The sequence below is a fragment of the Sulfuricurvum sp. IAE1 genome, from assembly GCF_004347735.1.
In the GTDB taxonomy this organism is placed as follows: Bacteria; Campylobacterota; Campylobacteria; order Campylobacterales; family Sulfurimonadaceae; genus Sulfuricurvum.
On sequence record NZ_SLTI01000023.1, the window covers coordinates 106311 to 130494 of the forward strand.

General features: G+C 52.9%; 28 protein-coding genes and 2 tRNA genes. 20 read left to right on the forward strand and 10 right to left on the reverse strand.

Annotation, left to right across the window (positions count from 1 at the left end; all coding sequences use genetic code 11):
* Nucleotides 1-40: 40 nt before the first annotated feature.
* Genes E0765_RS04085 through E0765_RS04095 form a run of 3 tightly spaced genes read left to right on the forward strand, consistent with a single transcriptional unit; the run spans nucleotide 41 to nucleotide 2351 of the window.
* Nucleotides 41-1381: a COG3014 family protein gene (locus E0765_RS04085; RefSeq protein WP_132811946.1), complete on the forward strand. Its 1341-nt coding sequence runs from the start codon at nucleotides 41-43 to the stop codon at nucleotides 1379-1381.
* Nucleotides 1368-1727, forward strand: coding sequence for a DUF1425 domain-containing protein (locus E0765_RS04090; RefSeq protein ID WP_132811947.1), 360 nt, complete (start codon nucleotides 1368-1370; stop codon nucleotides 1725-1727). The genes E0765_RS04085 and E0765_RS04090 overlap by 14 nt, the downstream gene beginning before the upstream one ends.
* A 9-nt stretch (nucleotides 1728-1736) precedes the next feature.
* Nucleotides 1737-2351: a penicillin-binding protein activator LpoB gene (locus tag E0765_RS04095; protein WP_132811948.1), complete on the forward strand. Its 615-nt coding sequence runs from the start codon at nucleotides 1737-1739 to the stop codon at nucleotides 2349-2351.
* Nucleotides 2352-2355: 4 nt separating this feature from the next.
* Here the strand turns inward: E0765_RS04095 and E0765_RS04100 are convergent, their stop codons facing one another.
* Nucleotides 2356-3393 (reverse strand): bifunctional 3,4-dihydroxy-2-butanone 4-phosphate synthase/GTP cyclohydrolase II, encoded by a 1038-nt coding sequence (locus E0765_RS04100; RefSeq protein WP_132811949.1) that lies wholly within the window; start codon nucleotides 3391-3393, stop codon nucleotides 2356-2358.
* Nucleotides 3394-3551: 158 nt separating this feature from the next.
* Between E0765_RS04100 and E0765_RS04105 the strand changes: the two genes are divergently transcribed.
* The 17 genes from E0765_RS04105 to E0765_RS04185 all read left to right on the forward strand — a co-directional run bounded on the left by E0765_RS04105 (nucleotide 3552) and on the right by E0765_RS04185 (nucleotide 15791).
* Nucleotides 3552-3626: transfer RNA gene (locus tag E0765_RS04105), tRNA-Gln, on the forward strand.
* A gap of 25 nt (nucleotides 3627-3651) precedes the next feature.
* Nucleotides 3652-3728 (forward strand) — tRNA-Met (locus E0765_RS04110).
* A gap of 157 nt (nucleotides 3729-3885) precedes the next feature.
* Nucleotides 3886-4827, forward strand: coding sequence for a ferrochelatase (hemH, locus tag E0765_RS04115; RefSeq protein ID WP_132811950.1), 942 nt, complete (start codon nucleotides 3886-3888; stop codon nucleotides 4825-4827).
* Nucleotides 4824-6254 carry an NAD(P)/FAD-dependent oxidoreductase gene (locus E0765_RS04120; protein ID WP_255417847.1) on the forward strand — a complete coding sequence of 477 codons (1431 nt, stop codon included), beginning with the start codon at nucleotides 4824-4826 and terminating at the stop codon, nucleotides 6252-6254. Before hemH ends, E0765_RS04120 begins: the two co-directional genes overlap by 4 nt.
* The gene (locus tag E0765_RS04125; RefSeq protein WP_132811951.1) at nucleotides 6247-7266 is read left to right on the forward strand and encodes a sensor histidine kinase; all 1020 of its coding nucleotides are present in this window, start codon (nucleotides 6247-6249) and stop codon (nucleotides 7264-7266) included. Before E0765_RS04120 ends, E0765_RS04125 begins: the two co-directional genes overlap by 8 nt.
* Nucleotides 7247-7948: a LytTR family DNA-binding domain-containing protein gene (locus tag E0765_RS04130; RefSeq protein WP_132811952.1), complete on the forward strand. Its 702-nt coding sequence runs from the start codon at nucleotides 7247-7249 to the stop codon at nucleotides 7946-7948. Before E0765_RS04125 ends, E0765_RS04130 begins: the two co-directional genes overlap by 20 nt.
* Complete coding sequence (locus E0765_RS04135; protein ID WP_132811953.1) at nucleotides 7945-8892, forward strand: DUF523 and DUF1722 domain-containing protein; 948 nt, start codon at nucleotides 7945-7947, stop codon at nucleotides 8890-8892. Before E0765_RS04130 ends, E0765_RS04135 begins: the two co-directional genes overlap by 4 nt.
* Entirely contained in the window at nucleotides 8893-10263 is a 1371-nt protein-coding gene (locus E0765_RS04140) for a deoxyribodipyrimidine photo-lyase (protein WP_132811954.1), read from the forward strand.
* Between the two features lie 73 nt (nucleotides 10264-10336).
* Nucleotides 10337-11107, forward strand: a complete 771-nt coding sequence (gene thiD, locus E0765_RS04145) for a bifunctional hydroxymethylpyrimidine kinase/phosphomethylpyrimidine kinase (protein ID WP_132811955.1) — start codon at nucleotides 10337-10339, stop codon at nucleotides 11105-11107.
* Complete coding sequence (gene thiE, locus E0765_RS04150; protein WP_132811956.1) at nucleotides 11097-11711, forward strand: thiamine phosphate synthase; 615 nt, start codon at nucleotides 11097-11099, stop codon at nucleotides 11709-11711. The genes thiD and thiE overlap by 11 nt, the downstream gene beginning before the upstream one ends.
* Nucleotides 11708-12586 carry an ABC transporter substrate-binding protein gene (locus E0765_RS04155; RefSeq protein ID WP_132811957.1) on the forward strand — a complete coding sequence of 293 codons (879 nt, stop codon included), beginning with the start codon at nucleotides 11708-11710 and terminating at the stop codon, nucleotides 12584-12586. Before thiE ends, E0765_RS04155 begins: the two co-directional genes overlap by 4 nt.
* Nucleotides 12587-12598: 12 nt before the next feature.
* On the forward strand, nucleotides 12599-13123 hold the full coding sequence (locus E0765_RS04160) for a lipocalin family protein (protein ID WP_132811958.1): 525 nt from the start codon (nucleotides 12599-12601) through the stop codon (nucleotides 13121-13123).
* 112 nt (nucleotides 13124-13235) lie between these two features.
* Entirely contained in the window at nucleotides 13236-13646 is a 411-nt protein-coding gene (locus E0765_RS04165; protein WP_132811959.1) for a rhodanese-like domain-containing protein, read from the forward strand.
* A 72-nt stretch (nucleotides 13647-13718) separates the two neighbouring features.
* The gene (locus tag E0765_RS04170) at nucleotides 13719-13916 is read left to right on the forward strand and encodes a hypothetical protein (RefSeq protein ID WP_132811960.1); all 198 of its coding nucleotides are present in this window, start codon (nucleotides 13719-13721) and stop codon (nucleotides 13914-13916) included.
* Between the two features lie 56 nt (nucleotides 13917-13972).
* The gene (locus E0765_RS04175; RefSeq protein WP_132811961.1) at nucleotides 13973-14248 is read left to right on the forward strand and encodes a GIY-YIG nuclease family protein; all 276 of its coding nucleotides are present in this window, start codon (nucleotides 13973-13975) and stop codon (nucleotides 14246-14248) included.
* Nucleotides 14249-14413: 165 nt separating this feature from the next.
* The gene (locus E0765_RS04180; RefSeq protein WP_132811962.1) at nucleotides 14414-15379 is read left to right on the forward strand and encodes a glycosyltransferase family 2 protein; all 966 of its coding nucleotides are present in this window, start codon (nucleotides 14414-14416) and stop codon (nucleotides 15377-15379) included.
* A gap of 76 nt (nucleotides 15380-15455) precedes the next feature.
* Nucleotides 15456-15791 (forward strand): hypothetical protein, encoded by a 336-nt coding sequence (locus E0765_RS04185; RefSeq protein WP_132811963.1) that lies wholly within the window; start codon nucleotides 15456-15458, stop codon nucleotides 15789-15791.
* Between the two features lie 115 nt (nucleotides 15792-15906).
* Here the strand turns inward: E0765_RS04185 and E0765_RS04190 are convergent, their stop codons facing one another.
* The 9 genes from E0765_RS04190 to E0765_RS04230 all read right to left on the reverse strand — a co-directional run bounded on the left by E0765_RS04190 (nucleotide 15907) and on the right by E0765_RS04230 (nucleotide 23895).
* Nucleotides 15907-16122 (reverse strand): hypothetical protein, encoded by a 216-nt coding sequence (locus E0765_RS04190; protein ID WP_132811964.1) that lies wholly within the window; start codon nucleotides 16120-16122, stop codon nucleotides 15907-15909.
* A gap of 117 nt (nucleotides 16123-16239) precedes the next feature.
* On the reverse strand, nucleotides 16240-17070 hold the full coding sequence (locus E0765_RS04195) for a D-alanyl-D-alanine carboxypeptidase family protein (protein ID WP_255417849.1): 831 nt from the start codon (nucleotides 17068-17070) through the stop codon (nucleotides 16240-16242).
* A gap of 137 nt (nucleotides 17071-17207) precedes the next feature.
* Nucleotides 17208-17618 (reverse strand): hypothetical protein, encoded by a 411-nt coding sequence (locus E0765_RS04200; RefSeq protein ID WP_132811965.1) that lies wholly within the window; start codon nucleotides 17616-17618, stop codon nucleotides 17208-17210.
* A 135-nt stretch (nucleotides 17619-17753) separates the two neighbouring features.
* The gene (locus E0765_RS04205) at nucleotides 17754-17981 is read right to left on the reverse strand and encodes a hypothetical protein (RefSeq protein ID WP_132811966.1); all 228 of its coding nucleotides are present in this window, start codon (nucleotides 17979-17981) and stop codon (nucleotides 17754-17756) included.
* Between the two features lie 43 nt (nucleotides 17982-18024).
* Nucleotides 18025-20079: a diguanylate cyclase gene (locus E0765_RS04210; RefSeq protein ID WP_165921660.1), complete on the reverse strand. Its 2055-nt coding sequence runs from the start codon at nucleotides 20077-20079 to the stop codon at nucleotides 18025-18027.
* A 100-nt stretch (nucleotides 20080-20179) separates the two neighbouring features.
* On the reverse strand, nucleotides 20180-20830 hold the full coding sequence (locus tag E0765_RS04215; protein ID WP_132811968.1) for a TrkA family potassium uptake protein: 651 nt from the start codon (nucleotides 20828-20830) through the stop codon (nucleotides 20180-20182).
* Between the two features lie 2 nt (nucleotides 20831-20832).
* Complete coding sequence (locus tag E0765_RS04220; protein WP_132811969.1) at nucleotides 20833-22155, reverse strand: TrkH family potassium uptake protein; 1323 nt, start codon at nucleotides 22153-22155, stop codon at nucleotides 20833-20835.
* Nucleotides 22156-22168: 13 nt separating this feature from the next.
* The gene (locus tag E0765_RS04225; RefSeq protein ID WP_132811970.1) at nucleotides 22169-22870 is read right to left on the reverse strand and encodes a response regulator; all 702 of its coding nucleotides are present in this window, start codon (nucleotides 22868-22870) and stop codon (nucleotides 22169-22171) included.
* Nucleotides 22867-23895, reverse strand: coding sequence for an ATP-binding protein (locus E0765_RS04230; protein ID WP_132811971.1), 1029 nt, complete (start codon nucleotides 23893-23895; stop codon nucleotides 22867-22869). The genes E0765_RS04225 and E0765_RS04230 overlap by 4 nt, the downstream gene beginning before the upstream one ends.
* Nucleotides 23896-24184: the final 289 nt, after the last annotated feature.

Below are 24184 nucleotides of genomic sequence, written 5' to 3' on the forward strand. Positions count from 1 at the left end.
GTGGTATAATTGTCCCATCTTTCGATTCGGACATAACTCGGTGCCACGATTTTTCCTTTTTCTTTTTCTGTCCGTTTCCGCCGTTCTCTACGGCGCTTCGCTCACCTCCGAACAGCTGCGGGGCGGTTTGGACGCGCATTCTTTCGATCAGACCCTCTCCGCGCTTGCAGGCGACGATTCGGACGACGACGAATACTGGTACTGGCTCGATCTCGCGCGGCTCCAGCAATCGGGAGGCGATTACAACGCTTCCGTCCGTTCGTTCGAAAAAGCGTACGCCATTCTCGACGAGTACGAAAACCGCGCAACCTACAGCGTCCGCAACATCAGTTCGTTCGTAGGTTCCTCGCTCCTCTCCAAGGGATCGGAAAGCTATTACGGCAAAGGGTACGAACGGACCCTCATGCATACCCTCAACGCGATCAATTACATCATGCTCGGCGATTTCCAGGGGGCGGCGGTCGAGATACGCCGGATGGAGAAGCGCCAGGAGTTCTGGCTCCTCGAATCGGATGAAAAAATCAAACAGGCGGCCAAGGACAAAGCAACCGCCGAAGCACGCAATACCAGCACCGATACAATCCCGCAGAATTATTCGATGGCATCACTCCTCAACAACCCTGACGTCCGCGCGCTGCTCAACAATTACCAGGACCCTTTTTCCTATACGCTCGGTTATGTGATCGCCGAGATGTCGGGGCTCTCTTACGCAACAGGCGATGAAGGAGGACTCTACCTCAAACGGGCCATCGCCCTCAATACTGAAGCCAAAAATGCCCTCGTCCCCTCCAAAAATCCTAAAAAAGGGGATACGATGAGCGTCACGGTGGTCGTCCTCTCAGGAGTGGCCCCGTCAATGAAAATCGAAAAAATCCGTTTTCCGATCTTTCACGCGGCCGAATACACCAGTATCGACCTCCCCTCTTACGCCCCGCCCCGAAACGATCTCGCCCGCCTCTCCATCAGCACCGCCGGTGGACGGACGTTCACCCCGCCCCGTCTCCTCAAAAGCGACATGATGGCCTATAAAACCCTCAGCGACGAGTTCCCCGGCGAACTGGCCAAAGCCGCCGTCCGCGCGACGACCCGCGGAATCGCGGCAAAACAGGCGAACGACCATTTCGGGGACCTGGGAGGATTACTCGCGTCGCTGCTTTTCGACGTCGGAAGTTCCATCGCCGATTCGGGGTTCCGGAACTGGGAAACCCTCCCCAATTCGGGTTACCTGCTCTCTTTTGAAGCGAAAAAAGGGGAAACACTCAGTATCATGTTAAATGACCGTCAGGAATCGATTGCCCTTCCCAAAAACGGGAAAGGGGTTTTCGTTCTTGTCTCCTATCTCACACCAGACAATGTAAGGATCGATTATGCCGATTACTAAAACCGTTTTACGCCTCTGTGCGGCGGCCGCCGCGCTGGCTCTGATCGCCGGATGCGCTTCCAAAGTCGATATTATCGGGGAAGAGCGTGTCGAGATCAACAAACACAAAAGTTTTCAGGAAGGTGCCTTCCTCAAAGTGATGGCCGAACTCGAAAACGACGACAACGACGAAACCGAGGGATTCGTCTACCAGATCGAATGGTACGACAAAAACGGGATACTCAAAGACTCAACCCCCTGGAAACCGATCACGATTCACAAAAACCAGAAAGTCCAGATCGTCGAAATGACGAACGTACCGGATGTGGTCGACTATAAAATCATCGTTTCCGTACCGGAAAAATAAGGAGTAATCATGAACAAACTGTCGCTTTTTGCAATACTCGCCGCCGCAACAATCCTCGGAACCGGGTGCAGCAGTACCAAAGGGGGAGCGGGAATGGTCGGTTACGACTCGAACGTCAAATACGGTGACGCCAAAGCGGTTGAAACGCTGACCGACGCCTTCGGATCGACCGACCTGCAAAGCAGTGCAGAGACCCTTACCCAGTCGCTGCTGCAGTCGCGTTACATCGCCGGAGCCGCACAACCGCCGAAAGTGCGTCTGCGTACCGTCAACAACCTCACCTACGAGCACATCGACACCAAAGCGATCACCGACAAGATCCGGATCAAACTGCTCAAATCAGGCCAGGTCCGTTTCCTTGCCGACAAAGCCAACCTTGGCGAAGTGTACGACGAACGTAATCTCACCACCACGATCACCGACAACAAGGCGATCAAACTCATGACCGATGCCGACTACATCATCACCGGTAACGTCAGGGCGATCAAAAAAGCCAGTGACGACGTCAAAGACGTTTACTACAATATTTCTCTGGAGTTGGTCAATCCGCAGACGGGAGAGATCGTCTGGGCCGATGAAAAAGAGATCCGCAAAGTGACCTCCAAATCCACCGTCGGGTGGTAAAGGCTCAGTGTCCTTCGTGGGCGCTGATGATTTCGGTCACATCCAGACCGAAGCCGCTCAGGCCTGAAAAATCCGAAATCTTCGACTCCGCAATCAGCCGCATGTGCTTGACCCCCAGCGATTTTAGAATCTGTGCTCCGATCCCGTATTCTTTCATGTTTACCTGCTGATGCGGCGGTTTGTTGATGAAAAGCAACACCCCGCTGTTGTGTTTGAGGTAGTTGATCGCGTCGATAAGCTGCGTGTATTTCCCCTGGTTGAGCAGCAGATCGATGTCGGGAACGACATTATGGACTTTGACGTTGGCCGTCTCTCCCGCGCGATAAAAGACGATTGCGGTGTGACGGTTATCTTCGTGGTCGGCGAATTCGTATTTTTTGACCTGGACGCCGAAAAATTCGATCTCCTCCTCACTCACCGCCTTGACCAGCATTTCGTTCGCGAGACGGTATTCGACGATGTCGGAAATGTAGACGATTTTCAGATCGTGTTTGGCGGCGAAAACGTCCAGGTCGTCGCGGCGCGCCATCGTCCCGTCCTCTTTCATGATCTCGCAGATAACCGCCGATTCGGCCAATCCCGCCAGACGGCACAGGTCGACGGAACCTTCGGTATGGCCGATCCGCACCAGCGTCCCCCCTTCTTTGGCCACCAGAGGGAAAATGTGTCCCGGCATTACCAGTTCCGAAGGATGCGAGAGGGGGTTGGCAAGGATTTTGATCGTCATATCCCGCTCAGCCGTCGAAATCCCCGTCGTTGCCGCGGCCGCGTCGACGGAAATCGTAAACGCGGTCTCGTGCATCGAGGTATTCGATTTGACCATCGGTTCGAGATTGAGCCGTTTGGCGATCGAGGGATTGACCGCGACGCAGATGAGCCCTTTGGCGTGCGTCGCCATAAAATTGACGTGGTCGGGCGTTGAAAAAACGGAAGCGTAAACGAGATCTCCCTCGTTTTCGCGGTCTTCGTCGTCGACCATAATGACCATTTTCCCTTTTTTAAACTCTTCGATGGCGTCCAATACGCGTTGCACTGCTGACATAAAGACTCTTTAGTTATAAATATAGTTGGGGAATTATAAGCAAAAAGGATTAAAAATCTATCACATCCTGCCGATTCGTCTTTTTTTTCTCCGCATGCGGCGAAAGGCTTGACAAAAGAGAAAAAAATGTCTATAATTTCGGCCTCCAAGCGAGATATTGGGGTATCGCCAAGCGGTAAGGCAACTGGTTTTGGTCCAGTCATCCGGGGGTTCGAATCCCTCTACCCCATCCACCATTGTCACACATTAATTCGGGATCGCGGAGTAGAGCAGCCCGGTAGCTCGTCGGGCTCATAACCCGAAGGTCGTCAGTTCAAATCTGGCCTCCGCAACCAATCTTCAACATTTTTCCTTCACCATAACAATCAGAAAAACAACCTAGACACCCTTTCCTTTTCCATAACCGTATAACGAATCGACACATTCCCCCTACGAACCGATACGACTTTTCCTTATCATTTGATGCATAAAATCGAGACTCAGGGGATTCGAATGGATCGAAAAAACGCGGTATTGCTGCTCAATATGGGGGGTCCCAACAATCTGGGAGAAGTCAAAACCTTTTTGAGCAACATGTTCAACGATCCCCGTATCATCGCCGCTCCCGCTCCGGTGCGAAGGTTCATCGCCTGGTTTATCACCGCCCGCCGCCACAGGGATGCAAGCGACAACTACGCCCGGTTGGGGGGAAAATCTCCTATCGTGGAACATACCCGCCGCGTCGTTCACGCTCTCTCGGAGCGCGTGGACGCGGACGTCTTCTACGTGATGCGTTACACCTCTCCGTTCACCGCGGACGTACTCCGCGAAGCGGCAGGTTACGAACGTATTTGTGCGATCCCTCTCTACCCCCATTTTTCATCCACCACAACCCTCTCATCATTCGATGCCCTCTACGCTGAAGCGTCCAGACTGGGAATCACCGACAAGATCCGCACGGTCGAACACTATTATTCCCATCCGGCGTACATCGGCTCCGTTGTCGAACGGATCAAAGAAGCGCTCGGAAGCGACGATCCGTCCGGCTTTGAACTCGTTTTCTCGGCCCACGGTCTGCCGCAAAAGATCATCGATCGCGGAGACCCCTACCAGCGTCACATACGCTACAGCGTCTATCACGTCCGTCGTGCGCTGAACGAGCTCGGCATCTTCTTTGCCAAAACCCACCTCGCCTATCAGTCCCGACTGGGTCCGATGGAATGGATACGTCCCTATCTGGAAGACAAACTAGCGACGCTGGAGAAAAAAAAGGCAATCATCGTCCCAATCGCCTTTACGATCGACAACTCCGAAACCGAATTCGAACTCGACGTCGAATACCGTGAAAAAGCGGAACATCTGGGCTTCGAAGACTACCGCGTCGCCCGCGCGCCCAACGATCATCCCCGTTTCATCGACGCTCTTGAAGCGCTCTACCGGGAAACGGCGTCATGATGCATGATTATGCGGTCGTAGGGGGCGGTATCGGCGGGTGTTCGGCCGCCGCCTTGCTTCACCATCAGGGGAAAAACGTGGTCCTGATCGAAAAAGAGCCCGTCCTCGGAGGCTGCGCTTCGACCTTTTCGTACGGCGACAGCCGCTACAACGCGGGTGCCACCACCGTATCGGGATACCACGAAGGGGGTATCCTGCGCCGGTTATGCGAGACGCTGGGAGTTACCCCGAACCTCATCACCAGCGATCCGGCCATTACGATCGTCCAAAACGGCCGCACATGCATCCGTTACCGCGATCTTGAGCGTTTTTTGGAGGAAATCGAAGCGTTTTACCCCCACCCGCGTCACCGTGAATTCTGGACCCTCGTTCAAACGATCGGGCGTGATTTCTACGCGATGGAGGGGCACTATTACTCCAACCGCTCTTTTTTGGCCAAGTTGCACTCGATCCTAAGCTTCACCCCTCTCATCCACCGGTTCTGGCCCTACCTTCATACCAATGCCCGAGCCTTCATCGAGCGCTTTTACGGCGGCCTCTCGGACGAGTATCTGGATTTCCTCGAAGCCCAGATACTGATCGTCACCCAGGCCAAAAGCGATCAGGTGAGCTTCTTTACGGCCGCTTTGGCACTGGGATATACGTTTTGCGAAACCCATTACCCCCTCGGAGGGATGAGCGCCGTATGCGAAACCATCACTTCCAAAATGCATGACGTTCGATTGGGATGCGAAGCCCTTTCGATCGCTCGGCGTGAGGGTTTTTACACGATCGCTACGTCCCAGGGGGCCATTCATGCGCGCAACCTGGTCATGGCGACGTCGCATTTTGACAGCGCGCATCTCTTCAGTGACGATGCTATCCTCACCTACTACCGTAAATACGAACGGCTCAACAATCGCCAAAGCGCCTTTGTCCTCTACATGAGTGTCCGATCCGATTTGCCGTTCGCGCATCATTACCAGCTGATCGCCGAGGAGGTTTTCAAACATACCCTCTCCAAATCGCTTTTCGTATCGTTCAGCAATCCTTCCGATACCGCTATGGCACCGCAGGGACACTACCGCATCACCGCATCGGTCCATACCGATCTGCGCGAATGGGTCGGCCTACCTCCCGCTGAATACCGCGCACGGAAAAAAGAGCTTCACGATTTGCTTCGTAATTGGATTTGTGATAGACTCGCTATCGACCGGGAATGCGTCACCGAAAGTTTTGCGGCGACGCCGAAAACCTTCGGACGCTACATTCACCGAACCCAACTGGGAGGAAACACCTTGAGCCTGTCGAACCTGCTGCCCAGCCTTCCCGCCAACGACACTCCCATCCGGGGGTTTTACCAGGTCGGAGACACGTCATACGCCGCACAGGGATGGCCGGGCGTCGTCATGGGCGCCATGAATCTCACAAGGCTGATCGATGCGTAACATCGAACTCGAAATCACCCGTAACGACTGGCTCAGCGTTTTGCTCATCGGCGTGTCGTTTTCAACCCTCTTGTCGGTATTCGGGTACTATCTTTTGGGTCTTTCGGCATTGGACGGAGCCATCTTCGGCGTGCTGCTGGGTTTTTTCATCACCACCTTTTCGATGATTTTCATCTCTTCGATGAACCGTTATATCCTCCCTTTTCTCAGCCGTGAATGGTGGAACGGGATCGCCGCTTTTTTCTCCTTTCTCTCAGGGTTCCTGGGAACGCTCAGCACCTATTACGCCCTGCAGCACAACGCACTGGCCACGGTCGCCCTTTTCTCCGTCCATCCGTACGAAATGGCGTCGATTATCGGAGTGCTGACGTATCTCATGGGAGCGCTGATGTACCGTTTCGTGAAAACCCGCAACGAAAAGGAGCAGATCGACCGTCTTTTCGTCAACAGCCGTGTCCGCTCCCTCGAAACCCAGCTCAATCCCCATTTTCTCTACAATGCCCTCAATTCGCTGGCCGAACTGATACACCAGGATCCCGACAAAGCCGAAGCTACGGTTCTGAAAATTTCCACCTTCCTCCGCAACACGATGACCGAAACCCCTCTGATATCGCTCGAGCAGGAACTCAAAAACGTCCGTGACTACATCGATCTCGAAAACCTCCGCTTTTCGGGGCTGATCGACCTTCAGATCCGAAGCGACGAATCGCTTAAACGGTGGGCCGTCCCGAAATTTTCCATTCAGCTGTTGTGCGAAAACGCCATCAAACACGGCATGCGCGGCAGCCGTTCCCCTTTTTCGCTCAGTATCGACTGCTCCGCCGACGAATTTCTCCGGATCCGCGTCGCCAACAGCGGCAAGCCCATCACTTCCCCCGAATACGGCATCGGTCTTTCGAATCTGCGCGAACGGCTGGCCTACCTGTGCCACGGTGAACTGAAAATCGTCAGCTTCGACCCGCCGGTTTATCTCATCACTCTCAAGGAACCTCATGAAATTTCTGATCGTTGACGACGAACCCCTGGCGATTGCCCGCCTCACCCGGCTGCTCGGGTCACTCGGATATACGTCGATCGCCTCAGCGTCCAACGGTGCCGAAGCGCTGGGACTGGTGGCGTCACGCGAATTCGACATTGCGTTTCTGGACGTTTCCATGACCGGAATGGACGGGATCGAGCTGGGGCACATCCTGCGCGAACGGCACGAGGGCCTGGCCATCATCTACCAGACCGCCCATGAAACCTTTGCGCTGCAGGCCTTCGGCGTCGGTGCGGTGGACTACCTTCTAAAGCCCTACAGCGCCGAGCAGATCGAACGAGCAATCGAGCGCGTCACGGCCAAGGCCAAACCAAAAGAGCTCCGCCTGATTGCCAAGGCGGGAGACAATCATTACCTCCTCACCCCCGGAGAGATCTATTATGTGAAGGCCGACCTTTCCGAAGTCATGTTTCGCACCGACAAAGGTTTTTCGTATTATCCGAAAAAGATCTCCGAACTTGAAACGCTCCTCGAACCCTACGGCTTTTTACGCATCCACCGCTCCTACCTTATCAACCTCCGCCGCGTCGACGAGATGGAAACGATCGATCAGAGCCGCATCCGCTTTACGTTCGAGGGGATCGACGAGAACGTCGAAAGTTCCAAGGAAGGGGCCAAACAGTTCCGAAACCGCTTCAAAGGAGAAGAAGAATGATTCTCGCCGTATCCGCCTGTTTGCTCGGTGAACGCATCCGTTTTGACGGAGGCCACAAGCACGACCGCTTTTTGACCGACGAACTGGGGAAATTCGCCCGTTTCGTCCCTTTTTGCCCCGAACACCTAGCATTCGGCACCCCGCGCCCTTCGGTGAGACTTGTGCGCGAAGGCTCCAAAATCCGCATCGAGAGCAACAAAGACCACAGCGATCTCACCGACGCGCTCACCGCTGAGTGTTCCAATGAACTGGGCCGGATCGCCGCCGAAAACCTCTGCGGCATCGTCTTTAAATCCAAATCCCCCAGCTGCGGCCTCAAAAGCGCCAAACTCTATCTCGACAACGGTTTTTGCGAAGGGAAAGAGGACGGAGTATTCGCCTCCATGTGCCGCGAGCGCTTTGCTCTGCTGCCGATGGAAGAGGAAGGGCGGCTTCAGGACATGTGGCTTCGGGAAAATTTCGTGATGCAGCTCTTTGCCTACCACCGCTTCGAGACGTTCAAAAACGCTTCGCCCTCCATGAAAGAGCTCGTCATGTTTCATACCGCGCACAAGTTCATGCTACAGTCGAAAAACGAGATGCTCTACCGCCAGATGGGCAACGTCGTCGCCAACCGCGATAACGTGCCGTTCGAATCCCTCCTCGAACGTTACGAACATCTCTTCAAAACCGCCATTTCCCACAAAAGCTCCATCAAACGGACCCGCAACGTCCTCGAACACATGGCCGGTTTTTTCAAACACGACCTCACCCGTGCCGAAAAAGAGATTCTCCACGGCCAGATCCGTGACTATGCCGACAAAATCATCCCGCTGATCGTTCCCCTCTCGACGATCGGCCTCTATGCCCGCAAATACGACACACACTATCTGCTCGAACAGGTATTCCTCGATCCCTACCCCAAAACGCTGGCGCTGCGATCGCACCTCGATGCGGGAAAATAGATGCGCCGCATCCTCTGGTTCCGCCGTGACCTGCGTGTCGCGGACAATCCCCTTCTCGCCCAGGGCGAAGAAGTGCTGCCGATTTTCATTTTCGATCCCGATATCCTCTCGCCGCTTCGGCGAGACGACCGCCGCGTCACCTATATTTTCGACGCCGTCGTACGCCTCAAATCCGAGCTTAAAACGCTCGGGCTGGATCTGATCCTTTTTTACGGCCGACCCGGCGACGTCTTTGATCTCCTCTTGCAACGGAGCGCATTCGACGAAGTGTGCGCTTCGGGAGATTACGGTATGTACGAACGCGACCGTGACCGCGACGTTTCCCACCGCTTGCCCTTCCGTTTTCTGGAAGACACCTACATTTTTTCTCCCGACGAAGTGCTCAAAGACGACGGCACCCCCTATCTCATTTTTACCCCCTACTACAACCGGGCCAAGCGTCTTTTTCGTCCCGAGCATATGCAGGAATACCGCCCTGTTATGCAGACACTCATTCCCTGGGAAGGAGACGCGATCCATGCCCTCTCGCATGAGGGAATCGACGCACGTCCGATCGATCTTGCGTCGCTGGGATTCAAGCGCGCTTCGCTCACCGCAGCCCAACGCCGCACCCCGATCCAGAAACTCGACCTCTTTGAGGCCAAACTCCCCGGCTACGCCCTCCGTCGCGACTTCCCCTCTTTAGACGGCATTTCGCATCTCAGCGTCGATCTGCGCTTCGGAACCGTTTCGGTACGGGCGGTACTTCGATGGCTGGCCGGGCAAAAAAAACGCGGGGTAGACACCGAGCCGTTCTTCCGCCAGCTCATTTTCCGGGAATTTTACGCTTCGCTGCTCTACCGTTTCCCCTATCTTCGGGAACGCAATTTTCGCTACCGTTTCAGCGGCATCGACGATGAAGTGCGGTTTGAAGCGTTCCGCAACGCCCGTACGGGAGTGCCGATCGTCGACGCGGGAATCCGTCAACTGCTCGAGAGCGGAGAGATGCACAACCGCATCCGGATGATCTGTGCGAGTTTCTTGACGAAGAACCTCCTTCTCCCCTGGCAATGGGGAGAGCGTTTTTTCGCCGACCGACTGCTCGATTACGATGCTGCCAGCAATATCCTTTCCTGGCAGTGGAGTGCGGGCACCGGCATCGATCCTCAGCCTTATTTCCGCATCTTCAACCCCTACACCCAAACGGCGCGCTTCGATCCCGAAGGAGTTTATATTAAACAATATCTTCCCGAATTGCGCGATCTCCCGGCCAAACTCTTCGCCGACGAACGTTCTTTGCTGCAGTCGGACATCCCCGGCTATCCCCGGCCCGTCGTCTCGCACAAAGAGAGTTCCGCGAAGGCTCTCGAACACTTCCGTAAAGCCCTCTAACCAAACGCCATTTTTCCTCTACGAACCCGTGTGGGAATATTCTAAAATTCCCCCAAAACGGAAGGAAAAGCGTATGAAAGTCGTTCTCACCATCGCCGGTTCGGACAGCAGCGGCGGCGCGGGGATCCAGGCCGATCTCAAAACTTTTGAGGCGTTCGGAGTGTTCGGTGCATCGGCCATCACCGTGCTTACCGCCCAAAATACCCTCGGAGTCCAAAAAATCCATCCCCTTCCGGCTTCCTTCGTCGCCGAGCAGATCCGAAGCGTTACGGCCGATTTCGACGTTGCGGCGGTTAAAATCGGGATGCTCCATTCAACGCCGATCATCGAAACAGTCGCAGCGTTCGTCGAAACCCTTGATATCCCCGTCGTCCTCGATCCCGTCTGCGTCTCCAAAGCGGGTTCTAACCTCCTCGAAGACGATGCCCTCTCTTCGTTGCGCGAACTCAGTCGTATGGCGACCCTGACCACCCCGAATCTCCATGAGGCCTACCGTCTTTTCGGATACCTCAGCGGCGAGAGCGATTCGCTCGATGCCCTCATTGCCCATCCATCCCCGGTTCTTATCAAAAACCATGTCGTCGGCAACCTCAGTGCCGACCTCCTCTACTTTGGGCGCTCGAAACGGATTTTTACCGACGACCTGATCCCCTCGACCGACCTGCACGGCACCGGATGTTCGTACGCTTCGGCCATTGCCGCGTCGCTCGCTCTTGGGAATTCGCTCGAAGAATCGATCGTGCGCGCCAAACGCTTCATCACCGAAGCGATCCGCCGTGCTCCGCACATCGGGCACGGTCCGGGGCCCATCAACCACAAAGCGGGAGCACCGCATGCGTCTTAAAGGTCTCTATGCGATCACCGATGAAATCCTCACCCCCGATGCCACCCTCCCAGCCCAGGCAGAACAGGCACTGGCGGCAGGAGTCAAGATCCTTCAATACCGTAACAAAACCGCTTCTGATGCCGATTGCGAAGCGGTATGCATCAGACTTCAGAATCTTTGCCGGAGATACGGGGCAATTTTCATTATCGACGACCGACCCGAGTTAGCCCGGCGTATCGGTGCGGACGGCCTTCACATCGGCAAAGACGACATAACGCCTCATGAAGCCAGATCCATTTTTCCCGAAGGTATCATCGGGGTGTCGTGCTACGGGAGTATACGACGTGCCCTCGCCGCTCAAGAGGCCCTTGCCGATTACGTCGCCTTCGGATCGTTTTTTCTCTCCCCGACCAAGCCCCGTTCCGGGATCGTCCCGATCGATACTCTGAGCAAAGCCCGTAAAAGCCTGGGGATTCCGATCTGCGCGATCGGAGGTATAAACGATTCGAATATCGGCCGCATCGCCGCTTACTCCCCCGATATGATCAGTTGCGTCAGCGCAATCTGGAAAGGGCACATAGCCCGCAATGTCACCCATCTCATCCAAGGAATGACCCCATGAAACTCCGTCTTGCCATCGAATGGTTCCTCAACCCCGACCACCTCCCTTTCATCGTCGCCATGCGCAGAGGCTTTTTCGAGCGCCGCGGGATCGAATTTGTCCTCATCGAACCGACCGAGCACTACGACGGGCTTAGCGAACTGCTCGAAGGCAACATCGAACTTGCCACCAATGAGCCGCTTCATCTGATCGAGCAGTTCGACCACCGGTTTCTCTCTCTGGGACGCTTTTTCGAAACAGAAGGGGGCGTTTTGCTCAAAGCCTCGTCGTATGAAAAATTGCTTCAGGGGGAGACGATCACCGTCACGACTCCCGTCTCCAACCCTACCACCGACGCAATCGGCTATGAGATCATTCGCCGTTTTTATCTCAAAGCCGGGGTAAACGTTTACCGCGAACAGGTCGTCTTCGTCCCCAACGGTTTCGAACACATCCGTTATTTACAAGAAGGTGCCGACGCCGCATGGCTCTATTTTTACAATTTCGAAGGGATCGAAGCGGCTCATGCGGGACTGGATGTCCTCTATCTTGACGCGCGTAACGCGGGGTTCGCCAACTTCAGCGCACTGGATATATTCGTCAACCGCTCTTTTTATCAGCAGCACAAAGCCGAATGTTCCGCTTTTTTGCAGGCGGTGCGGGAATCGATCGCCTTTATCCGGACCTTTCCCGAAGAGGCGATGGAAGACTACTATGCCTATACCCAAACCGCCCCTTCCGCACTCAGCGACGATATTCTCCGATCGACGATCGGGTGTTTCGACGAGTATTTCGTCTCCGATCACCTCCGCTCCCTCCCGATTCTTGAATTTTTTACGGAAATCGGGATTACCGACCTCAAACCCGAACATTTCAAAACCGCGTTTCTGCACTGAGAGGAGCTTGCCATGCGCACACTGTTTTATCCGATTACCCTCTCGTGGGTCTTGTTGCTGGGCGGCTGCACGGCTGCATCGAACTCTCCCCTTCCCACCGTTGCGGCAGTCGATCTGGAACGCTACAGCGGCGAATGGATTGAAATCGCCCGGTACGAAAACCGTTTCGAGCGGGGATGCGCATCGGCAAGTGCCGAATACCGTCTCAACGGCGAATACGTTTCCATCACCAACAGATGCTACGATACTTCGGGAAAACAGACGGCCGAAGCTCTCGGTCGGGCCTACCCGGTTGCTGAAAGTTCCAATTCCAAACTCGAAGTCACGTTTTTCCGTCCGTTTTACGGCGACTACTGGGTCCTTATGCTGGCCCCGGATTACCGTTACAGCGTCGTCGGCGATCCGAAGCGCAAATACCTGTGGATTCTCGCCCGCACTCCTTCATTGTCCGAAAATGATAAAAGTGCCATTCTGGAACGTCTTCCGGCGCTGGGGTACGATCCGGCAAAACTGTATTGGTCACGTCCCATTCGGTAACGTTTCGCTTAAATCAATGCCCTGAAAGGAGTCCTAGCGCAGGCATCTATAGAAAACTTTAAACTTCTTCCCCTACAATACCCCCGCAACAACAGAAAAGAGAGAACAGACGATGGCGCTCAAACGGATCACGAATCTTTTATCATGGGTCGTAGTGATGGGGGTCATCGGGTATTTCGCCTACATGCGGGGATGGATACTCGCCGATTTCGAATCGGTATCCCCCGCAGAGGCCCAGGCGCTTTTACAAAAAGAGGGCGGAACCGTCCTTCTCGACGTCCGGACTCCCCAAGAGTTTGCTCAGGAGCGGATTGCGGGGGCTTCTTCGCTTCCTCTGGGCTCCCTCGAAGCCAATCTTCCCAAACTCGAACCGTTCAAAAACAAAACGATTGTCGTTTACTGCCAAAGCGGCATGCGCAGCGTCGCAGCGGCCCGCATCCTCCAGCGCAACGGGTTCAAACCGGTCAACCTTGAAGGGGGAATCGGGGCATGGGAAGGCGAAGGGCTGAAACTCGAGCACTGATTTGTTCGGTCTCGATTAAAGTTTTTTCGGCATCTGCCGATTTTAAAATATACCATTTAGAAAGGCTTCACAATGGATGCAGTATCTGGCAATACAATGAGCGGAACTGAACTGTTCGCCCTGAAAAAATCTATGGAAATCGAAGGCAACGGTGTAGCAACATTGTTGCAAAGTGCCGAAAAGTCGGCTGAACAGGCTCAAATGGCCGGACAAAATGTCAGCGGCGCAGGCGTAACCGGCGTCGGACAGAAAGTCGACGTAAAAGCCTAAATTTCCATCGCCCCGGGCGATGGAAAGCTCCTTTTCCTCTATTTATTACTTTACTTGTGACTTCATCGTTAGAATCGTTTTACTTTGTCTATATCCTCCGCTGCAACGACGGTACGTTGTATACCGGCATCGCCCGTGACGTCGAAAAACGTCTGGCCGAACATAACGGTTCGCCCAAAGGGGCAAAATACACCCGTTCGCGTCGTCCCCTCTTTCTTGCCTACCATGAATCCTGTTCTGACAAAAGCAGTGCGCTTAAGCGTGAAAAAGCAATCAAAAAAATGACCCGTTCCCAAAAAGAAGCCCTTTTAGAAAGCTCCAAGCAAATCTAGGAAATAATCCGTATACAAGCGGTAAAACGGCTTCATCGGCTCTTGTTTTCCGGTTCGGCTCGGCCAAGTTACCAAAGGTAAACGTTTCGGCCTTCAAACCGCAAATTCAGCCCTGTCCGCCATTCCCCTTGATCTATAGACTTAAATGGTAGTATTATTACATTCATGTCAAACACATTTAATAAAACTGTATCCGTTATCATTGCCTCCTACAACGGCGCATCCTATATCCGTGCCCAGCTCGAATCGATTGCGGCTCAGACCCTTCAGCCGGAGGAAATCATCGTTCAGGACGACTGTTCGAGCGACGATACGGTCGAAATCGTCCGGAGCTATCTCTCCCGTCTGCCGATCAGGCTGCACGTAAATCCTGAAAATCTCGGCTATGTCCGTAATTTCGAATCGGCTCTTGCCAAAGCACAGGGCGAATACATCGCGCTGTGCGATCAGGACGATGTCTGGGAGCCCCATAAACTTGAAACCCTCGTTAACGCCATCGGCAATAAGTCGCTGGTCTACAGCGATTCGTATTTGATCGATGCCCAAGGCAAGAGCATCGGGAAAACCCTCTCCCAGAAACTGCGCAACCGCTTTATCGCGGCCTCGACGCCCCTGTCGTTTGTCTATGACAACTGTGTTTCCGCCCATGCGATGCTGTTGCACCGTTCGCTGCTTCCTCACCTGTTTCCGTTCCCTTCGCGTATCCATTTCGATGCATGGATCGCGGCCTGCGCCGCATCGGCCGGAGGGATCGCCTACGTCGACGAGCCGCTGGTGGGATATCGCCAGCACGCGTCCAATACCCTCAGCTGCAACGGGCGCAAAAAGTGTTCGCTCTTCCATGAAATCGCCCGTAAGCACGCTAAAAAAGCTCAAGGGCATGCATCCAATTCCGAAGTGATTAACGAGCTCCTGCGCATTCCTACCCTCGAGCACAGTGACCGGGAGACCTTGATTCGTCTCAAAAAAGCGCACGATACCTTCCCTCACCGCTGGTTCAACCCTTCGATGCTCCGCCTGCTCCTGCGCAACCGTACCGCCCTTTTTGCAATCACACGCCGTCATCCTCTGGGACTGGCCGTCAAAAAGTCGATCGGGCTTAAGCTCTACCGCGCGCTCCCTTTTCTCTAATCACCCGAATCGGGAGCATATATGGCAATTTGCCAGATAATCGTTTACAAGCTACGATTCACTCTACACTACGGCTATGAACCGCCTGATTGAACGAACCGAAACGATCACCCTTTTTTTCCGTCTCTATTTTCTCTATGCGGATATCGCATCACGCCAAAAGAAAACTGAAGAAGAACGTTCCCGCATGAACGCTTATAAAAGTCTCATGCGTAAACTGGCATACTTATCCCGTTTCCATGGCATCGGTGCTTCGGAACTGTGCGCCGCCGTTCGCGACGCACACAAAGAGGCCGCTGCCGCCTATACGAAGGTCTTTGGTGAAGTGATCGGTGAAACGCTCACTTTCATTCATGAGCATGTGCTGTTAGATGTCAAAGAGGATTCTTCTTTGCATGAAAGGTACGCATGATGATCCGTCTACTCAAAAGATTGTTTCGGATCCGTCCGAAAGGCCATAAGGAATACCGTATCACGAACCTCACGTTCGGATGCGTGGAATAAAACTCCCCTCGAAAAGAGGGGTCTCACGCCATTACGTTAAGATTCATCCCCTTACCCGTCATCTCTGCCGCCAACGATGAAATGTTGCTCAACGATTCCTCGCGGTTTTTTTTCAGTTCGGAAGCCAGCATCTCCATGACCGCTTCGGTCGCGGGACGATTAGACTGCATGGAAGATTCTGCGATACTGTTTGCTTCCAGAGGTGTCGGGGCTTGATGGGAAGTGGTAATCTGCATCATTGTCGGTTCCTTGAATCACGGCTCATCTAAAGAGCCAAAACAGTATTTTTTTATGGATTTATACCAAATTTATGTTGCAAAACCAAATAAAAAAGCGATGAAACGTCTGTCCCGGCTTTATACTTTGTCCGAGACCTGATCTTCGGGACGAACGAAGAGCTTTTCAAAAATCTGGCGGGCAAGGCTCCAGCGGTTTTCTTTGGCATTGAGCATAATAATGAGACAGTCCTTCCCGTCTTTTTGTGCGCGGGCGATGAGGCACGGCCCTGCTTTGGAAGTGTAGCCCGTTTTGACCCCTACGGCGTATTCATAGCGGTTGAGGAGATGATTGTGTGTCTTGGCGACAAAGGGGCGTCCTGAAATAAGCTCGGCATATTCGTGCCGGTTCATCCGGGTGATTTCGTTAAAACGGGGATTCTGAATCGCGTATTCGGCCAGCCGCAGCAGATCGATCGGAGTCGAATGGTGGTTGCCGATGTCGTAGCCGCACGGATTGGTGAATACGGTGTTGCTCATCCCAAGCTGCAAGGCTTTGGCGTTCATCATTTCAACAAATTTCTCGACGCTTCCGCCCACCGCGACCGCGATCGCCATCGCCGCGTCGTTGTCCGACTCGATCATGGCCGCCTTGATGAGATCATCGAGGACCACCATTTCCCCTTCCCGGTATCCCGCTTTGGTCGGTTCGACCCGGATCATTTCGGCGGTAATCACGACGGGGCGGTAAAGATACCCCTGTTCAAGCGCCAGTATAGCGGTCATGATTTTGGTCAGGCTGGCGGGTTTGACCTCTTTGAACGCTTCTTTGGAATAGACCATCGCATCGGATTTGAGATCCTTGACGATCAGCGCGTCGACTTTGAGTCTGTCCATTTCGTCTTTGTCGATCTGGGCGTTGAGGGAAAAAGCGAACAAGATCGCTATCGGAAAAAAATATCGGCTCATCATGCTGAAAAAAAACTCTTGCTTCGGAAATACTCTCTCCTAATAATGGCAAAAAAAACTTCAACATCCGATGATTCGACTTCTGCAGATCCCCTCTTGCACAGGTAATGTCCCGTATTTACCCATCCGAAGAGCCATTTTTATCCGCCTCCGCCGCTATCCCTGCTTTTGAAATTGGCAAAGGCCCCTTCCACGCTCATGGTGCTTTTGTAGCGTGACGGGGTCAGTTTGACGCTTTTGGTTTTCAGATTGCATACCGCGATCCGAAAATAAGAACCGGTAAAGGGCTCGACGATGCAGACGATATTTCCGTCCACTTCGCGCGTAGCATGGATAATTCCCTGCAGATTCGGGAAAAAATACTTCGGATAACTCAGCGGCGTGATCTCCACCACTTCAGCATACATGTTTTTATCGAGCGTCTCGGCGATCATCCTCGCATCGTCGTAATGATCGAACTGTACACACCAGTCGTCGAAAGTTTTGTTGAAATGCCGTAAATCCTCATCCAAAAAACCGCCGGCGGGAGACTGCAATGCATAAATACTCAATAGTGTAAACCTTCTCGTTGATGTGCCTGACCCATGCAAAAAACACGCGATCGTAAAAACCGCTCCGATTCGCGTGAACAATTTTGCGATTGTGTAATTTTATCAGGGGGAGCATTCAACAATCAAGTGGGGCGATCAACTCTCTGCGCCGCAACCGCAGCCGCTTACCATCCCGATCACGTAGTGGTTGTCGACTTCGACGAGTTCGAATTCGTGTTTTCCGCAAAAGCGACCCTGCATGTAAGACAGCTGTGTCCGGGCGGCTTCGAGCGCCGAGGGTTTGTCGCCATAGGTGCTGATCTGACTGAGCCCCTCTTTTTTGGCGCAGCTGCAAAGTTTTTCGATAACAACGTGATGTTCCATGTCCGTTCTCCCGCTCTTTTTCCCTCCGATTGCATTTGCCGTTCTACACCGATCCCACGGATACCCGGTTGCGCCCCTGCTCTTTCGAGCGGTACAGCTGCGCGTCGGCGTGTTTGTAAAGTTCTTCGCACGTGATCGCCGAATCAGGACCGCGCATGGCGACTCCCACCGAAATGGTAACGCACGATGCGGGAGGATTTTTTTCGTGCACGATATGCAGCGTTTCAACGTCCCTGCGTATACGCTCGGCCAGATCATAATACTCGGCCTCCTCCATACTGCCCACGAGCACCGCAAACTCTTCGCCGCCGAGTCGGAACGCGCATTCTCCGCCCCGCGACGTATACATTTTCAGTATTTCGGCGACGCGGCTGAGAACCTCATCGCCTTCCTGGTGGCCGTAGGTGTCGTTATAGAGTTTGAAATTGTCCACGTCGATCATCATGAGCGCGAGGCTATAACGGCTGCGTTTGGCGCGGTTGAGCTCTTTTTGTATCGTTTTGACGTAATGGCGGCGGTTGTAGAGTCCCGTCATCGGATCGGTGACCGCCATCTCTTCGATCATTTTTTTGTCGGTAATATCGTGCCGCACGGCGGTATAGCCGACGACTTCGCCGTTCTCAACGGTAGGTGTGATGGTCGTATCGACCCAGTAGTGGGTCCCATCAGCCCTGCGGTTTTTGATCTCCCCTTTCCACACCCTTCCCGCCGATATGGTCGTCCACAACTGAGCGAACAGTTCGGGTGACATATCGGGATGGCGTACGATGCGGTGATTTTTACCGATCAGCTCTTCTTTCGTATAACCGCTGACCCGGCAAAACGCTTCCGAAACATAGGTGATGATGCCGTATTTGTCGGTGCGGGAGGTGATGACGTATTTATCGACGATGTCGATGTATTGCTGCAGGGTTTGGGCTTTGGCGCGGATCCGCTCTTCGAGGCTTTGGTTCAGCTCGTTGAGCTGGGCAATCTTGTGTTTGATCTCCAGCGACATCTGTTTGAAAGCGTCGACGAGGATCTGCCATTCATAGTCGTATTTCGAGGCGTTGATATCGATGTCGTAGTCCCCTTCACTGAGCTGTTTGGCCTTATTCGTCAATTCCTGGATAGGACCGGAAAACGAGCGGAACGCCATCACGACCATAAAGCCGATCAGAAACACGCCGTTAAAAAAAATAACCATCAGCGACGTCATCAGCTTGTACCAGCCGTTGAGGAGTTCTTGTTCGTTGATCGTGACCGCAACGATCCACCGCAGCTCTTCGATATAGTCCCACGCAACGGCGACGCCGGATCCTTTAGCGTTCAGGGCATATCGTTCCCCCTTCTCCCCTTTTCGCACTTCATCGGCCGGAAAACATGATGGCTCATGCATTCTTCCATACGCTTTGTACCCGCCGTGGCGGAGCGGAGCCATAGCGATCCACTCTCCGTTGCGGTATACCGATGCGATCACTTCACCTGTTTTACCGAGTTCGCGATAATCGTTGATGACGGCATGGATGGCACGGTTGTCGATTTGTACCGCCGCCACCCCGATCACTTTCCCCCCTTTGAGAATCGGTTTGGCCATAAACGCGGCGTAATCGCGGCTGGGAGGGTAGTAACGGAAATCCGAGATGTAAGGGAGGACGTTGCTCAGGGCGTTTTTAAATACGGCGGCAAGTTCGCTGTTGCGGTAGGGGCCGCTGAAAAGGTTGGTATGAAGGTCGTTCTCTTCTTTCACACTGTAAAGGATATCACCCTGTATCGAGATGATGAAAACGTCGTAAAAACCGTTTTCACGGGCAAAATCGGAAACGATCGTATTCCATTCGGCGGGAGGATCTTTCCAGAACGAACGGCTAAAGACCGCGTGGTGACGTGATTCAAAGTCGATGATATAGCCCAGATTGTCGAGAGATGTTTTCTGTGCGCCGACATAACGCTCGATCGATTCGGTTTTGTGTTGGAGGACGTTTCGGATTTCGATAAGACCGTCGTGACGGACCCTCTCGCGGACCTGGAGGACGACAAACGTCAAGACGACGAACCATACGGTCGATATGGCCAATAGCCAAAACACGGTACGACGAGTGACTGTCATATTGCGCATCAGAGTCATACAAACCCCTTTAATGACACCATCGTACTCCGAAAAACTGTCGATCCTCTGAATTATATTATTTAGTTATAAATAATAACTATTCACACCCTTAGATCTTTTTGCTTAGGGCTTCGATATGCGCGCTGTTTCCGAGGACGACGAGGATATCCCCTTTTTCAAGTACGTCGTCTTGTTCAAAGGAGGTATACCAGATTCCGCCGTGTTTGTAGGCGATGGGCTTGACTTCGTATTCCTCTTCGAAAACCGGTGACAATACCGACGTACCGACCCAAAACGAGGGGACCGTCAGTTTGGCGATCTTCATCGTAATCGAGAGGTCGATCGTTTCGTAGTGCATGTTTTTCACCATTTTTTTGACGATCTTTTTCGCCGATTCCATTTCGGGATAGATCACCTTGGCCGCGCCGAGTTTGGAGAGGATCTGGCCGTGTACCGTCGTAATCGCTTTGGCCACGACCGTCTCGACCCCCAGTTCTTTCAGCGCCATAACGGTGAGGATGCTCGCTTCGATATTTTCGCCGATACTCACCACAGCGACGTCGGCATTCCCGATCCCGGCTTCGCGCAGTGCCCGTATATCGGTCGAATCGAGCACTATAGCGTCCTGGACGAATTCGTTGATCTCCCGGATCTGTTCTTCGTCCTGATCGACGGCTATGACACTTAGCCCCTGCTGTGCCAACCCTTTGGCGACATGAAATCCGAATTTTCCCAATCCGATGACCGCAAATGTTTCCATGATTAAATAATGACCTTTCCTTCTGCATATTTGATACGGCTCTCGACCGCTTTTCCGACAATGACGACCGTAAAGGCGAACACCCCGATCCGCCCCATGAACATCAGTAAAATAATATTCGCTTTGCCCCAGTCGCTGAATAATGCGCTGTAGCTGAGAACTCCGCCGTTGCCGGTGGAGAGTCCTACCGTTCCGAATGCCGAACACGCTTCGAACAGGGTACGCAAAAACGGCAACCGCTCGATTTCGCTCAGCAGCACGGTCGAAGCGACGACGTAAAACGATGCGACAAAAATGATGGCATACGCTTTCTGGATCTGATAGGCCGGAACGGAACGCCGAAAAATATGGACGTGGGTATCTCCCCGAAGCGTATACCAGACGCCGATCAGCGCCAGCGCGACGGCGGTGATTTTGATCCCTCCGGCCGTCCCGCCGGGAGCTCCCCCGATCATCATGAAAAACGTCGAGAAAAACAGGTTCGCATCGCTTAGTGTCGATAGATCGATACTATTGAACCCCGCCGTTCGGTAGTTGACCGATGCAAACCATGCGGCAAGCAGTTTTTCATCCCACGAAAGCGGTTTGAATGCATTGTTCCATTCCAATGACAACAGCAGTCCCATTCCGATGACGATCAGAATAACCGTCATCACCAGAACGATTTTTGTATGGGTGGAAAGACGTAGAATCTCTTTTTTCCGAAAATGGTAAAGCTCGGTCAAAACGATGTAACCCAACCCGCCGAGAATGATCAGTCCGGGGATAGTGAGGTTGATGATCCAATCACCGCGATACCCCATCATGTTGTCGCTAAAAAGTGAAAAACCAGCGTTATTGAAGGCCGAAACGGCATGAAATGCCCCATACCACACCGCTTTTTCCAGCGGCATGTCAACCCAGAAGCGAAGCGTCAGGATGAACATCCCGATCACTTCGATGATGAAAATCGACCCGAAAACGATTTTTAAAAACCGTATCAACCCGTCCATTCCCGGATAATTGAGCGACTCTTGCAGTATCAGGCGGTCACGGTGGCCGATTTTCTGACGGCGCATCACGGCCAAAAATGTCACGGCGGTCATGTATCCCAATCCCCCGATCTGGATCAGCAGCATAATGACCGCCTGACCTGCCGGCGTAAAATCGATCGGGGTGTCTTTGACGATAAGCCCCGTAACGCATACGGCGGATGTCGAGGTAAAAAGCGCATCGATAAATCGGAGTTCGCCGTTATGGGCAAACGGCATCAACAGCAATAATGCGCCAAAAAGAATCAGTCCGATAAAACTGTATACGATAAGCTTGAGTTCATGCGTATGTATGTGTCATCCTTCGTTATGGAGTTGTCGTGTCGCAGATAAAACGGTACCCGATGCCCATTTCCGTCCGTATGTAACCCGGACGCGCCGCATCCGTTTCAATTTTTTTGCGTAACGAATTGATATACGTCCGAAGATACTGCATTTCGTGTTGATATCCGACTCCCCAAACTTCTTTAAGTATGCGCGTATACGGAAGCACCTGATTGAGATGAAGCATGAAATATTTTAACAGATTATATTCCGTCGGCGTCAATTTAAGATATTCGCTGTTTTTCCTGAGGCTGTGTTCGGCAATATCCAGGGTAATATCCCCGCAAACGATGACATTCACTGAAGGCTGCAATCCGAGGAAACGACGCTGGGCGGAGCGGATTCGTGCGGCAAGTTCATCCAGGGAAAAAGGTTTGAACACATAATCATCCGCCCCTGCATCGAGTGAAGCAATAACCTCCTTTTCCACATGACGTGCGGAAATGACGATGATGGGAACCGCCGTTTCGGAACGTATCGTCCGGATCATTGTTTTGCCGTCACCGTCGGGAAGCCCCAGATCAAGTAATATCAGATCCGGGCGGTTTGCACGGAACGTGCGGTGTGCGCTTTGCATATCCATCGCGACAAGCGTTCTGTAACCCTGTTGCCGAAGCGACAGGCTCAGCATTTGGGAGATGGATTCATCGTCTTCGATAATCAGCACCAATTCATGGACCCTCATAATGCCTCTCTCATGGGATGATTCGACGCTTTTCGGATCGGAAGACGAATTTCAAAGCAGACCCCATCCGTGCAATTGCGCGCATCGATCGTCCCTCCATGTATCGCCGCGATATCGCGGCAAATCGACAAACCTATCCCGTTGCCGCCGACATCGGCACCGTCGTCGATACGATAAAACCGTTCAAACAGATTTTTCAAATCGCTTTTTTTGATCGGAGCGGATTCATTGAAAAAAAGAAGCGTAATCGCCGAATTGTCCCCCGTTACCGTTATTTGGATACGTTTCCCCTCGTCGGTGTATTTGAGGGCATTGTCCATCAAATTGACCATAAGGCGGACCAAGAGGGCGCAATCTCCCCAAAACAGTCCCGTATCGGGATCTATCCGTACCGTAATCTGGTCTTGTTTGGGATGGTAGCGGAACTCCTGCAAGGCGACACCGATAATATCTTCGAAATCGCACCATTCAAGTCGCAGCAATCCGCTCCGATTCTTTAACCGGGCACTGTCAAGCAGATTCAGCACCAGGCGATTGATCCGCTGGCCGGAATCATTGATCTGAAGCAACATGCTACGGCGCATTTGCGGATCTATCGGGTGGTCTTTGAGCAGCATTGAAATGTTCCCAAGCAACGATGAAAGCGGTGTTTTCAAATCGTGCGACAAAGTATCAAGGAACATCTCCCGTATCGCGTTTGCCTCAATCCGCTTGGCCTGATAGGTGATGGTGTATCCGACCACGAAAAACAGGATAAAGCTCAATGCATGAACCAGGTCATGCACACTGAAACTAAACTGCGGGGGGACGTTGAGCAAATCGAACGTTATCACGGTAACCACCGTTACGACCGTCGTTGCCTTCATATCTCCGCGCAATGCGATGACCAGCACCGGCAACAGATACAGCAGCGCGATATTGATAAGGCCCAATACATCGCCGAAGAGTATGCTTATGATGGCCGTCACCGACAGAAACATCAAAGCAATCACATAATGACGATAGGGAAAAATAAACGTTTTCATTTATGCAGCGTCTTTACCAGTCTGATAAAAAAGATAATAACCAATACAAATAAAAAAAGCGATTCCAGAATCACGACCCACGTATTGCTCGGCATAGGACCTCTTTGCATCATAATGCACGAATTATAGTGGTGAAAAAATCAACGAAAAATCAAAATTTCGGAAGAAGGGATCTCCGCGGATGCGGAGAAATGACGAAAACCAATGAAGGGTCTGCCCGCAGGAGGGCAGGACGTCCTTAGCGGACGATATCGAAGAAGTAGTCGGTCGAAGCGATGTTTTTGGTCTC